The 16,473-nt window shown below is 42.7% G+C and carries 14 protein-coding genes; 4 read left to right on the top strand and 10 right to left on the bottom strand.

The window, feature by feature from the left end:
- The first annotated feature begins 191 nt into the window (after window positions 1–191).
- Both Q0541_RS23220 and Q0541_RS23215 read left to right on the top strand, forming a co-directional pair.
- On the top strand, window positions 192–2,477 hold the full coding sequence (locus Q0541_RS23220) for an FUSC family membrane protein (protein WP_298916040.1): 2,286 nt from the start codon (window positions 192–194) through the stop codon (window positions 2,475–2,477).
- 123 nt (window positions 2,478–2,600) lie between these two features.
- Window positions 2,601–2,741: a hypothetical protein gene (locus tag Q0541_RS23215; RefSeq protein WP_298916037.1), complete on the top strand. Its 141-nt coding sequence runs from the start codon at window positions 2,601–2,603 to the stop codon at window positions 2,739–2,741.
- A gap of 441 nt (window positions 2,742–3,182) precedes the next feature.
- Here Q0541_RS23215 and Q0541_RS23210 read toward each other — a convergent pair whose 3' ends face one another.
- The 10 genes from Q0541_RS23210 to Q0541_RS23165 all read right to left on the bottom strand — a co-directional run bounded on the left by Q0541_RS23210 (window position 3,183) and on the right by Q0541_RS23165 (window position 11,817).
- Complete coding sequence (locus Q0541_RS23210) at window positions 3,183–3,605, bottom strand: peptidoglycan-binding domain-containing protein (protein WP_298916034.1); 423 nt, start codon at window positions 3,603–3,605, stop codon at window positions 3,183–3,185.
- Between the two features lie 417 nt (window positions 3,606–4,022).
- Window positions 4,023–4,313: a hypothetical protein gene (locus Q0541_RS23205; protein ID WP_298916031.1), complete on the bottom strand. Its 291-nt coding sequence runs from the start codon at window positions 4,311–4,313 to the stop codon at window positions 4,023–4,025.
- A 5-nt stretch (window positions 4,314–4,318) separates the two neighbouring features.
- A complete protein-coding gene (locus tag Q0541_RS23200) occupies window positions 4,319–5,278 on the bottom strand; it encodes a VOC family protein (RefSeq protein ID WP_298916028.1) in 960 nt (319 codons plus the stop codon).
- Between the two features lie 296 nt (window positions 5,279–5,574).
- Window positions 5,575–6,939, bottom strand: coding sequence for an NAD(P)/FAD-dependent oxidoreductase (locus Q0541_RS23195; protein ID WP_298916026.1), 1,365 nt, complete (start codon window positions 6,937–6,939; stop codon window positions 5,575–5,577).
- A gap of 54 nt (window positions 6,940–6,993) precedes the next feature.
- Window positions 6,994–7,239 carry a hypothetical protein gene (locus Q0541_RS23190; RefSeq protein WP_298916023.1) on the bottom strand — a complete coding sequence of 82 codons (246 nt, stop codon included), beginning with the start codon at window positions 7,237–7,239 and terminating at the stop codon, window positions 6,994–6,996.
- A 39-nt stretch (window positions 7,240–7,278) separates the two neighbouring features.
- The gene (locus Q0541_RS23185) at window positions 7,279–7,944 is read right to left on the bottom strand and encodes a heme-copper oxidase subunit III (RefSeq protein ID WP_298916020.1); all 666 of its coding nucleotides are present in this window, start codon (window positions 7,942–7,944) and stop codon (window positions 7,279–7,281) included.
- 177 nt (window positions 7,945–8,121) lie between these two features.
- Window positions 8,122–9,798 carry a cbb3-type cytochrome c oxidase subunit I gene (locus tag Q0541_RS23180; protein WP_298916015.1) on the bottom strand — a complete coding sequence of 559 codons (1,677 nt, stop codon included), beginning with the start codon at window positions 9,796–9,798 and terminating at the stop codon, window positions 8,122–8,124.
- Window positions 9,788–10,708 (bottom strand): cytochrome c oxidase subunit II, encoded by a 921-nt coding sequence (locus Q0541_RS23175; protein ID WP_298916012.1) that lies wholly within the window; start codon window positions 10,706–10,708, stop codon window positions 9,788–9,790. The genes Q0541_RS23180 and Q0541_RS23175 overlap by 11 nt, the downstream gene beginning before the upstream one ends.
- Window positions 10,709–10,732: 24 nt before the next feature.
- Window positions 10,733–11,326, bottom strand: a complete 594-nt coding sequence (locus Q0541_RS23170; RefSeq protein WP_298916009.1) for a DUF2231 domain-containing protein — start codon at window positions 11,324–11,326, stop codon at window positions 10,733–10,735.
- Window positions 11,323–11,817 carry a DUF2231 domain-containing protein gene (locus Q0541_RS23165; RefSeq protein ID WP_273765609.1) on the bottom strand — a complete coding sequence of 165 codons (495 nt, stop codon included), beginning with the start codon at window positions 11,815–11,817 and terminating at the stop codon, window positions 11,323–11,325. Before Q0541_RS23165 ends, Q0541_RS23170 begins: the two co-directional genes overlap by 4 nt.
- A 957-nt stretch (window positions 11,818–12,774) precedes the next feature.
- On the opposite strand from Q0541_RS23165, the gene Q0541_RS23160 reads away from it, so the two are divergent.
- Both Q0541_RS23160 and Q0541_RS23155 read left to right on the top strand, forming a co-directional pair.
- On the top strand, window positions 12,775–13,587 hold the full coding sequence (locus tag Q0541_RS23160) for an SDR family oxidoreductase (protein ID WP_298916002.1): 813 nt from the start codon (window positions 12,775–12,777) through the stop codon (window positions 13,585–13,587).
- Window positions 13,588–14,196: 609 nt separating this feature from the next.
- Complete coding sequence (locus tag Q0541_RS23155) at window positions 14,197–16,323, top strand: glycogen debranching N-terminal domain-containing protein (protein WP_298915999.1); 2,127 nt, start codon at window positions 14,197–14,199, stop codon at window positions 16,321–16,323.
- The last annotated feature ends 150 nt before the right edge of the window (window positions 16,324–16,473 follow it).

Genomic DNA, 16,473 nt, shown 5'->3' with positions numbered 1-16,473 from the left:
AGGGAATTTCCAGCCAGAGGCTAGAAACGAGGTTTTAAAAAGGTTTGCGCTTAACTTGACACTAATGGGCATTGCCATCCCCCGACGATAAATCTATATGTATCAGGGTTTTTATGAATTGATATTAGATATAGATATGTGGCTAAAATGCTGTAATAGGCGATCTGCTTTGTTATATAGCAATCCTAATAATGCAATCTACAGATAAACGTCCTCTCAGTTGGTTGTTTCAGCAGTTTCAACTCAAACCAGGTAAACCCGCCATTTTCTCAGGATTGCGTAGCCTTTTTGTACTGGGTGTCCCGATTGGAGTGGGAATCATTTCTGGTCACGCGGCTGCAAGTGCGATCGCCACTATGGCGGCTTGGTTCGTTGGCATGGTAAATGTTGACGGAGCCTATCGTCAGAGAGCGACTGCGATGATCGCAGCTACGATTGGGGTAACTTTGATGTTCGTGATCGCCAGTCTGGTTAGCAGTCATCTCTGGTTAGCTGTGCCGACAACATTCTTGGTGATATTTATAGCAGGTTTAGCAAGTCTCTATGGCAACGTAGCTGCATCTGTCAGCTTAGTTACTTCGATCATGTTTGTGATTTCGCTTGCTAGATTCGCTTCATATTCCAATTTGTCTACTCTTATCCAGCAATCTGCGCTATGTCTGGCTGGTGGAACATGGACAACCGCGCTCTCATTAGGACTGTGGGTGGTGCGTCCTGATGTACCTGCAATGCAGATAGTCGCTAACTGTTATCTCTCGTTGAGCAAATTCGTAGATTTGGAAAGCCAGAGAACATTAAATCCAAAGGCTCGTCAGCAGTGGGCAGAGCAATTTTTGCAAGCTCAGGATACCATTATCCAGGATTTGACCGCTGCCCGTAGCGTCTGGACAACTATATGGACTAGACAAAAAGGAGCTAACCTGCGGGGAAATTACTTACTGGTGTTAATCGAGGATGTAAATCAAATTGTCAATTCTGTTGTAGCACTGAGCGAACTGTTAGCGATCGCATCCGAACATCAACTATTTTCTCGATTACAGAAAGAAATTCAGCAAGTGATCGAACAGTTAGCAATTGCTCTGCAAATGTTGTCACAAGCAATCACCAAAGGAAAAAACTCACCTTACTTGGGGGATCTGGATCGGAGTCTTGAAGCACTGGAACACCATCGGCAAGTTTTGCGCTCTCAAGTCCTGAATAAAACGATAAATGTTCAGCCAGATAGCTATTCCGATCTAATCAACCTTGAGAAGATTACAGCCAGTCTTAGAAAGCTGGCACAGCAAATTCATACTGATGCAGATATTGTTACAGATTTAATCCAGGGAAAACAGCCTAGCATTGCCCAGCGAGACATTTCCCCCCCAGCCCAACCAGAGCGGACTGCATTTATTGATACACTGCGGAATAACTTCACTTTTGATTCAATCCTTTTTCGTCATGCGTTGCGCCTAGCACTGATCACAACTTTTGCTGAATTGATTGCGTCGTTATTGCAACTACCTAGAGGCTACTGGATAACGCTCACAGCTCTTGTCGCACTCAAGCCCAACTTTGGTGGAACGTCGCAGACAACAGTACAAAGCGTCATCGGTACTATTTTGGGGGGAATTATTGGTATTATTTTGGTTTTACTAGTTAAGAGTCAATTGGCGATCGCAGTTTGTTTCTTGCTGCTGGTGTTTGTGGCGATGTCGGTGCGATCGTTAAGCTACAGCATATTCACTATACTGCTGACTCCCGCCATCATCTTGCTACTCAACATTATTAGTGCAGGTGGCTGGAAAGTTGGAGCATTGCGGATTTTCGATAGCTTGGCTGGGGGTGGTTTAGCACTGCTTGGCAGCTATTTGCTTTTCCCCCGTTGGGAACGACAGCAACTTCCTGCACAACTGGAAAAGACAATTAGAGCCAATCTTGCCTACTATCAGCAAGTAATAGCTAACTATATGCATCCAGAACAGAATGCATCTGCCGATTCTATCAATATGCTACGCCATCAAGCAGCACTAGAGAACGTCAATGCTAACGCCGCCGCTCAACGATTGTTCAGCGAACCTCGTCACATTCAGGGAGAAATTGAACCTGTAATGACGCTGATGGCATACATTCGGGGCTTTTTCAGTTCGGTGACAACTTTGGCAGAACATCTGCGGGAATTTAGCGGCGAGTACCAATTTGTTGAACTCAAGCGGCTTACTGATACCATTGTCCAAGTTTTGGAAAACTTAGCAGATGCCCTTCGGCAAGGACAGCCACCCCAACCGTTACCAGCGCTGGATAGCTATCTCGAAGCAATTCACAACCAAATAGAACAGCTACATACTGCTCGGTTATTAGAGATAACCACAAATTCCCACACTTTAACTCCCACATTACAAGCCGTTCGAGAACAAACTCCTCTATCTACAGAACTGGATCGAATTGTTAATGAAATTAAAGTTATGCACTGTGTAATTGCTCGTCTGCAAGAATAATTTTCTTGACTAGGGTTTCGCAAAGGCTCAACCCAACCTCCGAATATTCTTAACTGGATTTGGATAAATTTACAAAACTCACAAAACGCACAAAACGTACAAAACGCACAAGTACAAGACGCGATGAATCGCGTCTCTACAAGGGGCGATCGCAAAAACGATCGCATTCCCATCCTGTTTACAATATCTGTTTTAATTGGGGCGATGTCTGCGACGGGCTACGCCTACGCATTCCCTCGATTGCGGAAAGATCAGACGCGATAGATTTACCAGATGCTTACGAGACGCGATGAATCGGGTCTTTACAAGGGATTACTGCTCCCTTTGCAGGCCAGCAAACAGAATGCGTAGGACTAGCCCGTCGTAGACATCGCTGCTCGTTTCCTTGTCGCCTAATAATAAGTCGCACACTATAAATGTTTGCAACACATCAATTATTCGTAAGGGCACAATATTGTTCATACGTGTAAACTTAAGCCAAAACCCTTTTCAAACCTCGTTTACAGCCTCTGGCTGGAAATGCTCTTTCATTGCGGCAGAGCCGCAAGTCTTGAGGCAAAGCCTCACGTTAGGCATTCCCAGTCAGAGACTTCTTTTCGAGACAATCTCTAAAAGCTGTTTCTAAACTGGCTTTCACTTTAAGTTGACACCAATGAATATTGTTGTGCCCTTACCTATCTGTCGTATTCTTTTTTCAAATTGGTATTATTTTAGAGATGCTAAAGTCCGGCGTCCAAGTATTCCGTCTGCTCTTAATCCTTTAGACTTTTGAAATTTGATCACCGCTAAACGTGTCTTGTTATCAAAGACACCATCCACATTTGCGGTATAGAATCCTTGCTGCTTTAAAGCATTCTGAGCAGTTTTGACTGCTTCTCCTCTGCTACCAACTGTCAGTACGTTACTATGGTTTGCCATACTATTAGACCTGTGCATAGCATTAGACTTGTGCATAGCATTAGGCTTGTGCATAGCATTAGGATTTTTCATCATGTTGCCTTGCGGAGTACTTTGTGCAAGGTGGGTAGCAGTAGTCGGATTATGACTTTTATTGTTGGTTAAAGAGTAACCAGGCAAAGCAGTAGCTAGAGTCAGAGCCGGGATCAAAGCAAGTACTTTCCAATTCATTTTCTTCTTCCTTCCAATTATGATAAATTTTGCAATTTTGATTTGAAGAGTCATCATACAAGGATTTGTACCTGATAGTGATTCTCCTCGATCAACTCTGGTGTGTGGATTTGGTCTAGAGCGAACCTATTTTTTAACCCAGAGCTATAGCATCACACGTTATATTGACAGAGTTATTGCAAAAATGTGATAAAAGTGTGACAAAAGCATGACTAATTCATTAAGGGTTATGTAGCACAAGCCTATACTTTTGATTTCTGATAATTTCTCTAATAACCTTCTGCAATTAGCAGATGTGTCCATCAGGGTCTTTACCTAGACAACCCTGCTGATAAGGACTTGTACTATCACTAAACTGTACAATCTGCGATGATACAAACTGAACCCCTTTGTGCCTTAGCCTATCCAGAGTCTATTTTATTTACTGCTTAACTGTTGATTGCGATGCCTGCGGCGGGCTACGCCTACGCAAAGCATCCCGTAGGGAAGAGAAGGGATCACAGTTTTAGTCCTTGGTGTATATTCGTTGAATCCTCTCATTTTTGGACGATGAATTATCGTTAACACTGCACTGCGCTTTTCATCCCAAAAGATAAGCGATGAATAGAAGCTTCTTGCTAATAAAGAAGTCAAAAGTTTAAATGTTTTGTATGCAACTTGCTCATTGTTGAAACTAAGAAAATAAACAGTATCGTCAAATAATTCCATTTAGATTATTTTGCAATTAGCAATATTGCGTGTCCATCAGGGTCTTTAACTATACAACCCTTTTGGTAAGGACTTGTATTATCTGCAAACTGCACAATCCGTGATGACACAAACTGAACCCCATTTTGCCGCAGTATCTCTACCGTCTGCTCAATATCATTGACAACAAGCTCAATTTGCACCCTCGCAATATCACAACTTTTCCAGTCACTCGGTATAGGACGACCTTTTCCAGGCACAAGGTAGTCTAACAATTCAATCCCTAAGCCGCCTTGAGCAGGTCGCAGTGCTGTAATTCGGACTTTTGCTCCAGGCAAGTCATCCAAGCGAGTTTGGGTAGGACGCCAGTTGAGACTGCGGCTATCGACTTGCATTCCCAAGAGGTCGCGGTAAAAGTGTAGACTCTGCTCAGTGTTAGAAATAGCGATCGCACTATGATCAATTCCCAAAAACAAGCGATCCCTGTTTTGATGCCATTTATCCTGTCCTTTCTCGGCAGGAAACCAAATTAACTCTAAATCATGACCATCAAGGTCTTTAAACTTAAAGGCGCCGACACCACCAGATGTTTCATTATCAGATAAAATTGTCTGCGGTGCAACTGAAATGGGTTCAATCGGAAACGAACGCACTTGTGCATAAGCACGATCCATATCACTCACTACAATTGCCAGATGTTGAAACCATAAATCATTACTTTGTGAATCTTTTGGGATGGGTTTACCCTTAATGTTGATATACTCCATCAACTCGATGAGTTCATCTCCTAGTTGCAAGGTGACAATGCGAATTTTTGCCTCAGTTATACCTTCTAGGTCGCTGTAATCCTGTCCTTCAACTGTGATGTCGGAAAATAGTTCAAAACCAAGCGCTTCTTTATAGAAATTTAAAGAGCGATCGCAGCTTGTCACTGTTAATCCAATAGCTCGAATTTTTTGCACCCCTACATTGGTTTGACTAGGCATATTTAACAGCCCCTAAACTTACAATTAACTTTCTGTTAAAAGGTATTGGGAATTGGGCAATTCAATTTTGGATTTTGGATTGACGATAGCGCAGCGTAAAGCCTGCGGCATGGCTTCCCTTAGAGCGAGTCCGCGTACCCCTTCCTTACGGGACGCTACGCGAACGGGGAAGCAAGCTACGCGCAGCGTCTCGTAGAGAGCGTCTTTTGGATTAAATTTCAATCTAAAATCCAAAATCTAAAATCTAAAATTCTTGCTCCCCTGCCTCCCCTGCTCCCCCTGCTTTCTGCCTTTTCCTAATCTTTTTTATCCTCATCTCCCAACATTTTCAGTAATTTTCTTGCAGCTAAAATACCCACAACTCCTGCACCGACTATTTCCGCTGCTTGCACCACTTTTTTCCCTACATCTTGAGGGTCGAGGTGCTGATGAAAAATCTCTTCATCTACCCATTCAGTTGTGGCTTTAAAATCATGAATTGGTGTTGGCAACAGCGTTAAATAAGTGGCATGACGGATTAAATGTGCGGGTTCGCCTGCTACTTCAAAAACATTGAATAAGTTAGCAGCAGCATTATTTACCCCTAATTTCAAAAGGGTTCCACGGGTATTAACCTTAACAGGTTTGAGTTCTTCTCCTAGAGCGATCGCTTTCAAATTATGGGCAATATTAGCTCCTTGTTGATAAGCTACTTGGGCGGTAGGCGGTAGCGAATTATCCGGAAGTCCTACACAATCGCCGCCTGCAAAAACTTCTGGAAAGTCAAGCAGTTGCATGGTGGGAGTGACTAGTGGGAGACCATGATACCGATGCTCTTGGGAAATTGGTAAATCTTTAATCAGTGGATGGACAGAAGTACCAGCTGTCCAGATTGCGGTATGTGCAGCTAATGTCTTAATTTGCTCATTGTGCTTATATTCAATAGCGTTAGCATGAATAGTAGTGACTTCTGCTCCCGTGAGTATTTCAATTGGTATCCGGCGTTTTTGTAATTCTTTCTCAGCAATTGGGCGCAGTGGATTGTTAATATCGTCATTCAGGATTTCTTTGCCGTGATTGAGCAATACTATCCGGATTTCACTAGAATTACCTCCCAAAACCTCATACCAAGGTGGTAGAAAATCAGCTAAAGTTGCTGCAATTTCTACGCCACTAGAACCACCACCAACCACTCCTACTGTGAGCAGTTTCCGGCGTTCTTCTAAATCTTCTGTTTGCACTGCTAGTTGTAAACGATCGCGTAAATGACGTTCAAGAGCGATCGCATCTGCTTGTGTCCAGAAAGGAAAGGCATTTTCTTTAGCACCCTCAACTTGATGATAGGTAGTAACGCTGCCCAAAGCTAATACTAAGTTGCTGTAGTTGTAGGAGTTTCCTGAAGCTAATTTGACTTCCCGTTGATGCAAATCTATCGATTGCACTGCATCTTGAACAAAAATGACACCGCTACCTTTGAGTAGTTCCGAAAAGCGCGGGACTACCTGAAAGGTATCCATCTCGCCATTGAAATATTCATATAATAGCGGCTTAAAGCAAAAGCGCTCGTTTTGATCAATCAAGATAACAGAGCGAGGATAATGTTCGTGAGCTAGGTGTAAGGCTGTAAATAGTCCTGTAAAGCCACCGCCGATAATCACAGTTTGATAAACTGGGCTGTTCATGAAATACTCTCCAAACTCTTCTGAAATCAAGATGTTCAATTAATTAGCACTTTCTTATAGAAATAACAAGAAAGCAATCAAACCAATGCTCAGGATCACAGCGAATGCAATAGCGTATTCAACTCGGCGACTAAAAAATCCTACAGCAGCAATTAAAGCGATCGCCAGCCCAATAATGCCAATATATTGCTGTTTTTGTAACCCACTTGCAATTAGTGGGTCTTGACCTGGTGCTGGAGTTTCCTGAATTGTTTTTGGTTCGCGTTGTGATGCTGGTATTTCTTGCAAGTATAAATTCATGAAATTACTCCTTAAAATACATGGAATTTGTGAATTTTTTTATGCCCGCCAAAGGTAGATCAGCGAGAAAAGTAAGACCCAAACTACATCAACAAAGTGCCAAAACAGAGTGGTCGCACTTGTACCGAAGTGAGTCTTATTATAGTTGCCTGGAATGAAGGAGCGAATCAGCATAATTATCTGAAGCACAACACCAGCCAGAACGTGTAGACCGTGGAAGCCTGTTAGTAAGTAGAATGTAGAACCAACTAACCCTGTAGTAATCTTGAAATCGAGATTTTTCCACTCAATTAATAGACCAATTAAAAAGTAAGTTCCCATTGCGATCGTCATCAGCCACAGCCAGCGAAATTTCTTGAGTTGATTACGCTTCAGGGCATTTTCTGCTGGTTGAATGACAAAGCTACTGGAAAGTAATACTACCGTATTAATAATTACAGGTGTAGACAATTCTGGCCCAGAAATACCAGGCGGTAGCCAGTTATTAGTAGTCAGTCGCAGAACAACATAAGTAAAGATAAAACTCAAAAAGATGATGCTTTCCGACAGCAGGAATACAGTAAACCCGAACATTCCCTTACCATGATGATCTTCATGAGTACCGCCACCACTTGGTAGGAAGCGCTGTAACCAATTTGGCAAGCGTAGCCGCCACAGATCAAAACGGATAGGACTTTCATCTTTATGAATAGGGCGACGTTGCATAACTCAATTGGGGCATTGGGTATTGGGCACTTGTACTGAGCGAACGCAAGAGCGTCTCTAAGAGTTGCCGTAAAGCCTGCGGCATAGCTACGCTTAGGGCGCAGCCTCTCGTAGAAAAGTATTGAGAATGGGTTATCCTCCTTATCCCCTTTGTCCTCAGTAAAAGGTGTTTTATCCTTACTCACCATTATCAGTCTCTAGGACTACCGAGTACTTTGGATCGCCGTAGTCATAAGGAGGTTTTGTCACAACCGGAATCTCCTCAAAGTTTTCTGGTGGAGGTGGTGAAGAGGTTGTCCATTCCAGTCCGGTAGCGTGCCAAGGATTGTTAACTGCCTTTGGCCCGTAAAGCCAAGAGCCTACCATGTTAGCAATAAAAGGCAGTGTCGATGCTCCTAGCAAGAATGATCCCAGGCTAGCGATGACATTCCATCCCTGATACTGTGGGTCGTAGGAAGAAACTCGGCGTAGCATCCCTTGTAAACCTAATGGGTGCATGGAGAAGAAGGTGATATTGGCAGGAATAAAAGTCAGCCAGAAATGCAGCTTACCCCAACCCTCGGCATACATTCTTCCAGTTATCTTGGGAAACCAGTAGTAAATTGCCGCGAAGATTGCCATTGTGATCGTGTTAAAAACGATGTAGTGGAAGTGTCCCACAACAAAGTAGGTATTATTAACGTGGATATCAAATGGCGTGGCAGCAAGCATTACACCAGTAACACCGCCAAAAATAAACATCGCTGCACCTCCCATCGCAAACAGCATTGGTGTCTCTAGGTGCAGCTTACTTCTCCAGATGGTGGCAGTCCAAGCGAAGGCTTTAATACCAGTGGGTATTGCAACTAACATTGAGGTAGCCATGAAGGTCATCCGCATCCAACCAGGGGTGGCACTGGTGAACATATGATGTACCCAAACGAAGATGCTGACCGCAGCAATACCTAAGGTAGCGATCGCAACTGACCGATAACCAAATAGGGGATTACGAGAAAATGCAGGCAAAACCTCAGCAAAAATGCCGAAGGCTGGTAGTGCCATGATATAAACTGCTGGGTGAGAGTAGAACCAGAATAGGTGTTGGTAAATGATCGGATCGCCATTTGCGTCCGGTTTAAAAAATTGTGTACCGAACGAGAGGTCAAGCAACAGCAGGATCAATGCAGCCGTCAAGGCAGGTAAATTAATCAGCTGCAACAACTGGGCGCTAAAAACCGACCATACAAAGACGGGCATTCGGAAAAATGTCATCCCTGGTGCCCGCATCCAAAAGATAGTAGTTACAAAGTTGACAGCCCCCATAATTGAAGAGATACCTATTAGTACTAGGCTAACTATCCAAATGAATTCACCGTTAATGAACTGATCCCCTGGAACTTGCAGACTAATTGGTGGATAAGACCACCAGCCAGCTTGTGCAGTCCCGTTAGGTAGGAAGAAGCTAGACAGTAGTAAAAGACCAGCTGGTGGCAGAATCCAAAAGGAGATGGCGTTGAGCAGGGGAAAAGACATGTCCCGCGCTCCAATCATTAGCGGCACTAAGTAGTTAGAAAGACCTGCATTAAAGGGAATAATCCACAGGAAAATCATGATTGTCCCGTGCATGGTGAACAAACCATTGTAGAGGGGACGATCAACTAAATTTGATTCCGGGGTGAGCAACTCAGCCCGGATGAGCATCGCCAACAGCCCGCCAATCAGGAAGAAAATGAAGGTCATTACCATGTACTGAACTCCAATCACCTTATGATCGGTGTTGAAGCTGAAATATTCCCGCCAAGTATTCTCAGACTTGTTCTGGTAATTTTTCGATTCTTGATCCCCGGTAATCTCTCCACTCAAATCATGTGTCATTAGTTAGCTTCCTTTTATTGGCAACGGCAGGTTGAGCCGGTGCGACGGTGTACCAGCCGCTATTGAATAATGTTTTCGGTGGTTGGATATTTTCGGCAACTGCCTGATTTGCTGGAGTTTGTTCGCTATTAGCAGTTTGCGTGAGCCACTGGTTATATTTATCAAAGGATTCAACGTATACGTCCGTTTCCATTAAGGCAAAGTAAGTACCGCTAAATTGAGAATCTTTCAGCCGATATTTACCTGGGCGAATGGGTGTTAGCACAAGATTAATCTTGCGCCCTGGAACAATATCCTGCTTTAAGCGAAACTCAGGGACGTAGAAACCGTGGATTACATCCTGCGCTTGCAGATTTAAGCGAGTGCTGCGATTGATCGGCAGATGCAGCTGATTACTAGTAACATTATTTGGATAACGAAAAGACCAATCCCACTGTTTAGCGAAAACATCAATAGTTTCAGACGCAGGTTTGGGGACATCGCTGACGATTGCGGCGTAGGCGGGTGCAGATTCTAGGGGTGTGTGCAAATGCACAATTTGGTTTAGACCGAGAATATTTAATTGCTGATAAATATTGAAGCTTTGCAAAGCAATCCACACTACTAACAAAGTCGGGGTTGCTGTCCACAATATTTCTAGCCTCGCATCACCTCTAGAGGGGTGTCCCTCGCTGTAGTCTTTTGGACTGGCACGATGGAAAACGATCGCATACACGATAATGCCAACCAGCCCCAGGAAAATGAATGCTCCAATTGAGACTAAGAAGCTAAACAAATCATCTACCCGTTGTGCTTCTGTTGTAGCTTGGGGAGGCATCCAAGAAAACGCCTGCTGCCCAATCCACCGACTGATGATGAGCAGCACTGCTACATAAAACGCCATTAATACATATTCAAAAACACTAAACATAAAATTCGATAAATTCTCGTTTAATTATTTGTTGTAAAGATTATTGGAAATGGTATTAGCAGCGGTAATGTGAATCCCAAATTCCTCTCCCAATTGCGCCCCCAAAGTTCCATGAACGAATAATATGCCCATTATCGCAATGCCTGCTAACAAGTAACTCCACTGCACCTGCCTGGAAGCATCTTTACGCCAGCGGTAGCGTTGCAAACCTCTCCATACAGTCATGCCTACAATGATCCCCAACAGCAAAACGCCACCCAAACCATGTAAAAGCATTGTCCAACCAGCATTTAACCCCCAAGCACTCTTTTGCTCAACTGGTGGATTTGCCAACACTAGCTCAAAAAAACCAGCAGCAACCGTGAAAAACGTGATACCTGCTGCTCCTATAAGGTTGTACCAGCCGACATCAAAAAAGCTAGAACGGATGGCTGTCAATCCCAAAAATTTGAAAATTGGCTTTTCTAAGGGAAACAGCGCTCCTGCTATATCAAAAACGATCGCAATGATCAACAAACCCAGCGTTAGATGCACCAACTGCGGATGTACAGGAATTTCGTAGGGTAATCCGTTAGCACCCAGCCGCAATCTCAACTGCTCAATCAGTTGCCAGTTCATGGTGAAACTCCCTGTTTCATGGCTTGAACTACAGGCTCTACGTGCAACCCATATACCCAAAACAGTTTACTCCCCAAATACACTTGCAAAAACACTAGGCAGACTAAAAATGTTGCAGCACCCAGGTAAGCAGGCGGTACTTTTCGGGGGTTGCGGTTGCGAATCACAAAACGCCAAGCTGCGATCGCCACGACAATAGCTGCCAGTGACCAACCCAAGATAGTATGATAATTCAACGTTGGCTGAACGGCTTGGTAGATGTTTGCCAAACCTGCTTCAAATTGACCAAAAATCACCGCTACAAAAATGGCTGCCGAAGCAACAAACATATTCCAGAAACTCACCTCAAACAAACGCACGTTGCGGGTGAAATAGCCCAGCACATCGCAGATGAAAGAAAAAAGCACCATCGCGATTACGAAGTGGACGATGATCGGGTGTAGAGGGTCAGGGTATGGTAAATCTTGGTTATTCAGAGACAGACTAGGCATCGCTTTCTCCTTCATGGATCTAAGTATATAGATGCGTTGCATGGAATTGCCATCCGCTTAACGCACCATTGATATTCTCAAGAATACTGCTGCTAACGCCGCAGCTAAACCTATTCAAAAACATTGAAAATTTGCGATGCAATTATATTTTGAAAGGAACTTTTTAAATAAATAGCTTTTTCCATATTTACTATTTTTTAGTAATTATTTTTTCCCCTATCAAAAGTCTCTAAATTAACCACAATTTTAATTTATATCATATCCAAATGGATATTTATCAAAAATATCCAAATTGATATTTTTAATTAGATCCGCTATTTGACAATAGCGAATCTAATCAGACACTTTAGAGGCGGCTAAAAATGTCTTAACATCTTATATTGTTCTCTTATTTAGGTCATTTAAACGTTATCTATATTGAGAACCGTAGTTTTTGCCCTCACCCTAAATCCCTCTCCCAAGTAGGGAGAGGGACTTCTTTTTGGCTCCGCTTATGGCAATATTGAGAGAAGGGGCTGGGGGATGAGGGTTTTTTCTTTTCATATGGAAAGAATTACAGTTTTCAAGGTAGATGCGGTTTAGTTTGATTAACTAAAAATTTTACTTTGACCCATAACCCAAGTTGCTCTGAATATACCATAAATTTTTATTAAAATTTAGATAAAATTTAAAGTTACAGCTTTACAAATCTTAAAAATAAAGACACACCGTTGTCACAGAAATGATAAATAATTGAAATATTAATCAGTCAAGCAATATACTGTTTATCTTTCTTTAGATAGATTAGGAAAATACTGGGTATTTCTTACACTAAAAAAAGTTTTGATTAAAAAATCAAAACTTTATCGATTTGACAATCTAAATCGCCAACTTAATACTACGCCTAGAAAGCAAAAATATCATGCAAGTCTTCAGCTACTTGCAACAAACGCAAATTTTAAAAGTACCGAAAGCATTATGAGCTATTCCCCTAACCTGCTCAAAGGTCAAAAAGCAATTGTGACAGGTGCTAGTTCTGGCATTGGTGAAGCTATAGCTCGCCATTTGGCCGCATCAGGTGCAGCAGTAGCTGTTAACTACCATTCGGAAGCTGAAAAAGCCGAAAAAATTGTCGATGATATCAAAGCCGCTAATGGAGAAGCATTTGCCATTCAAGCTGATGTCAGCAAAGAAGACGAAGTAAAGGCAATGTTCAGCAAAACGCTCCAAGAATTTGGCACTATTGATATTTTAGTGAGTAATTCGGGCATTCAAAAAGACTCAGCATTTATAGATATGACCCTTGACCATTGGAACATGGTCATTGGACTAAATCTGACAGGACAATTCTTGTGTGCGCGAGAAGCTGCAAAGGAATTCTTGCGTCGAGGTGTGAAGCCTGATATTTCATCTGCCGCAGGTAAGATTATTTGCATGAGTTCCGTGCATCAAGTAATACCTTGGGCGGGGCACGTTAATTATGCTGCTAGTAAGGGTGGTATAAATATGATGATGCAAAGTATTGCTCAAGAACTTGCTCCCCACAAAATTCGTGTCAATAGTATTGCCCCTGGTGCGATTAAAACCCCAATCAATAAATCAGCTTGGGACACACCAGAAGCAGAAGCGAAGTTACTTCAACTGATTCCAGCAAAACGGGTGGGTGATGTTGATGATATTGCCAAAGCAGCGGTTTGGCTAGCTTCTGATGACTCTGATTATGTGAACGGAATAACAATGTTTGTAGATGGTGGCATGACCTTATATCCAGGGTTTGAGGGGAATGGTTAAAATAATTCGTAATTCGCAATTATGAAAGTCATATTTAGTCTAGGTTTCCAGGTTTAAACCTCATCTATGTTGAGAACCGTAGTTTTTGCCCTCACCCTAAATCCCTCTCCCAAGTAGGGGGAGAGGGACTTGTTTCCGGCTCCCCTTCTCCCAATATTGGGAGAAGGGGTTGGGGGATGAGGGTTTTTTCTTTGCATACGGAAAGAAATACAGTTTTCAAGAGCAATCCTTGCAGGAGTCGTGAAAAATATAGATAAGGAAACGAACCGCCATCTCTGCGAGAGGCTGACGCCAACGCGCAGCGTCTCCAAAAGTTGGACGCAAACAGAAAAAAGAAGAAAGAGATATGTAATTTTCACAAATGATTTAGGATTGCTATATGTAGTCTCATTTGGGAAAATTGGGATGAGACAAAATTGGTAAAGGCACTATTATTTGAGGAAAAGGAGAAAGGATTAAAAACACTCTTGATTAAGCTTTTGAAAGTGTGCATTAATTACGAACTACGTTAGCGAGTTAGAGGCTACGCACAGTCGCTCAAGCAACTTTTAGAAACCCTTTGCGAAGGCTGTCCAGCATCATTATTAATTACGAATTAGTCTGACTTCTATGCCAACAAAAGTTATTGTCAATCCTAATCTGATCACAATTAACGATGGTTCCTCGTTTTTAGTTACAGCTACTGATGGTTCCATTGATGACAATCAAGCCCAAGGCTTTTTTGTTCGTGATACCCGCTTAATTTCTTATTACGAAATTTCTCTCAATCGTTACCAACTTTCACTGCTAGCTTCTAGTAACATCACGCATCACAGTGCGCTTTACCAATTCACCAACCCGGAACTTACCACTGTCAACGGCATTTTCCCTTCTGGTAGTTTGCTTGTAACCATCCGGCGCGACATTATAGGAGGGATGCACGAAGATATCGATATCACCAATCATCACTTAGAAGCAGTTGAGTTTCAACTGATGTTGGCGATTCGTTCAGACTTTGCAGATATCTTTGAGGTGAAAGCAAAGAAGATTTTGACACGGGGAGAGACAGCAACAACATGGAAAGATGGAATACTTTCTACTGAGTACCGTAACGGTTCTTTTGTCCGAGGCATTGTAACTGAGACAGTTTGTGCAAGTTCAACAGCAAGATATGCAAACGGTCGTTTGATGTTTGATGTAGCGATCGCTCCTGGTAAAACATGGCATACTTCTATCAACACTACAGCCTTAGTCGATGGAGAAATCCTCAAACCTCAAGAAAACTCTACTGTGTCTCACAATACAAATGGAGAGATCAGTGATGAATTTCTGACTAATGCGACAAAGTTGCGATCGTCTAATGCTGATATTCAAGGATTTTATCAGCAGGCGATCGTCGATATGGGAGCGTTGCGGATTGAAGTCGATGATAACGGCCATAAGTTTTGGATGCCTGCGGCTGGTATTCCCTGGTTTATGGCTGTCTTTGGCCGTGACTCTATAATTACCAGCTTGCAAAGTATGGCAGTTTACCACGATTTTGCCCGTGGTACGCTTGTCAGGTTGGCTCAACTACAAGCAACTGAGTTAGATGACTGGCATGATGCCCAACCAGGCAAGATGCTGCATGAACTGCGTGAAGACGAGTTAACTAAAATCAATCAACTCCCATACAATCCCTACTACGGAACGGTAGACACTACCATTCTCTGGATTATTACTTTAGCTGAAACCTATTCTTGGAATGCTGACCTTGGGATGCTGGATGAGTGCCGATCGCCACTAGATAAGGCACTGACTTGGATTGATAAATACGGTGATTTTGATGGCGATGGATTTGTTGAGTACTTAACTCATTCAAAAAAGGGATTAGGCAATCAAGGTTGGAAAGATTCAGGTGAATCAATGGTTTACCCGAATGGCAAATTAGTTGATCCCCCAATAGCTTTGTGTGAAGTTCAGGGTTACGTCTACGATCCTTGGCTAAAAGCAGCTTTAATTTATGAGATGTGGGGAGAAAAAGAGCGATCGCAAAACCTCCGTCAAAAAGCAGAATCACTTTATCAACGATTCAATGAACAATTTTGGATGGAATCAGTTGGCTTTTACTGTCTTGGCTTAGATAGCAACAAGCAGCAAATCCAATCGATTACCTCAAATCCTGGGCATCTACTCTGGTCTGGTATCGTCCCCCAAGAACGAGCGAAAAAGCTGGCCCTGCGACTTTTTCAACCAGATATGTGGTGCGGTTGGGGTGTGCGGACTCTTTCATCTCAAAATCCAGCTTATAACCCAATTAGTTATCAAAGAGGAAGTGTTTGGCCGCACGACAACTCAATAATTGCCGCCGGTTTAAAGCGTTACGGCTACCACGAAGAAGCAAACCGCATCGCTGAGGGGATTTTTTCTGCGGCTAATTATTTTCAATCTGGGCGGATGCCAGAATTGTTTGCCGGAATTGAACGCCAAGAGAATAACTTTCCCGTGCCTTATCCCGATGCCAATATTCCCCAAGCTTGGGCTGCTGGCTCAATTCTTTTACTGATTCGCACCATTTTAGGACTTGAAGCCGATGCACCACAGCGAAAGTTAAAGGTACAACCTTCACTACCAGAGTGCTTATCAGATTTGGAACTGACAAATCTAAGTGTAGGAGACGCTACAGTTGGATTGCGCTTTTGGCGGGAAGGAAAACAAACTCAATGGGAAGTTACCAATAAGACAGGCGAATTAGAAGTAGGACTTATGCATCAGTAAATTCGTTTCGGAGATCGCAAAAGCTGTTTCGGAGATCGCAAAAGCTATTTCGGAGATCACAAAAGCTAATTCGGAGAAAACAAAAGCTAATTCGGAGAAAAAAAAAGATAAATCGAAAAAAAAAAAACATAATTATCAAAAAAAAAAACA

Source organism: uncultured Nostoc sp. (assembly GCF_937863485.1).
Classification (GTDB): Bacteria; Cyanobacteriota; Cyanobacteriia; order Cyanobacteriales; family Nostocaceae; genus Nostoc.
This window is presented reverse-complemented; position numbering and strand designations above follow the sequence as displayed.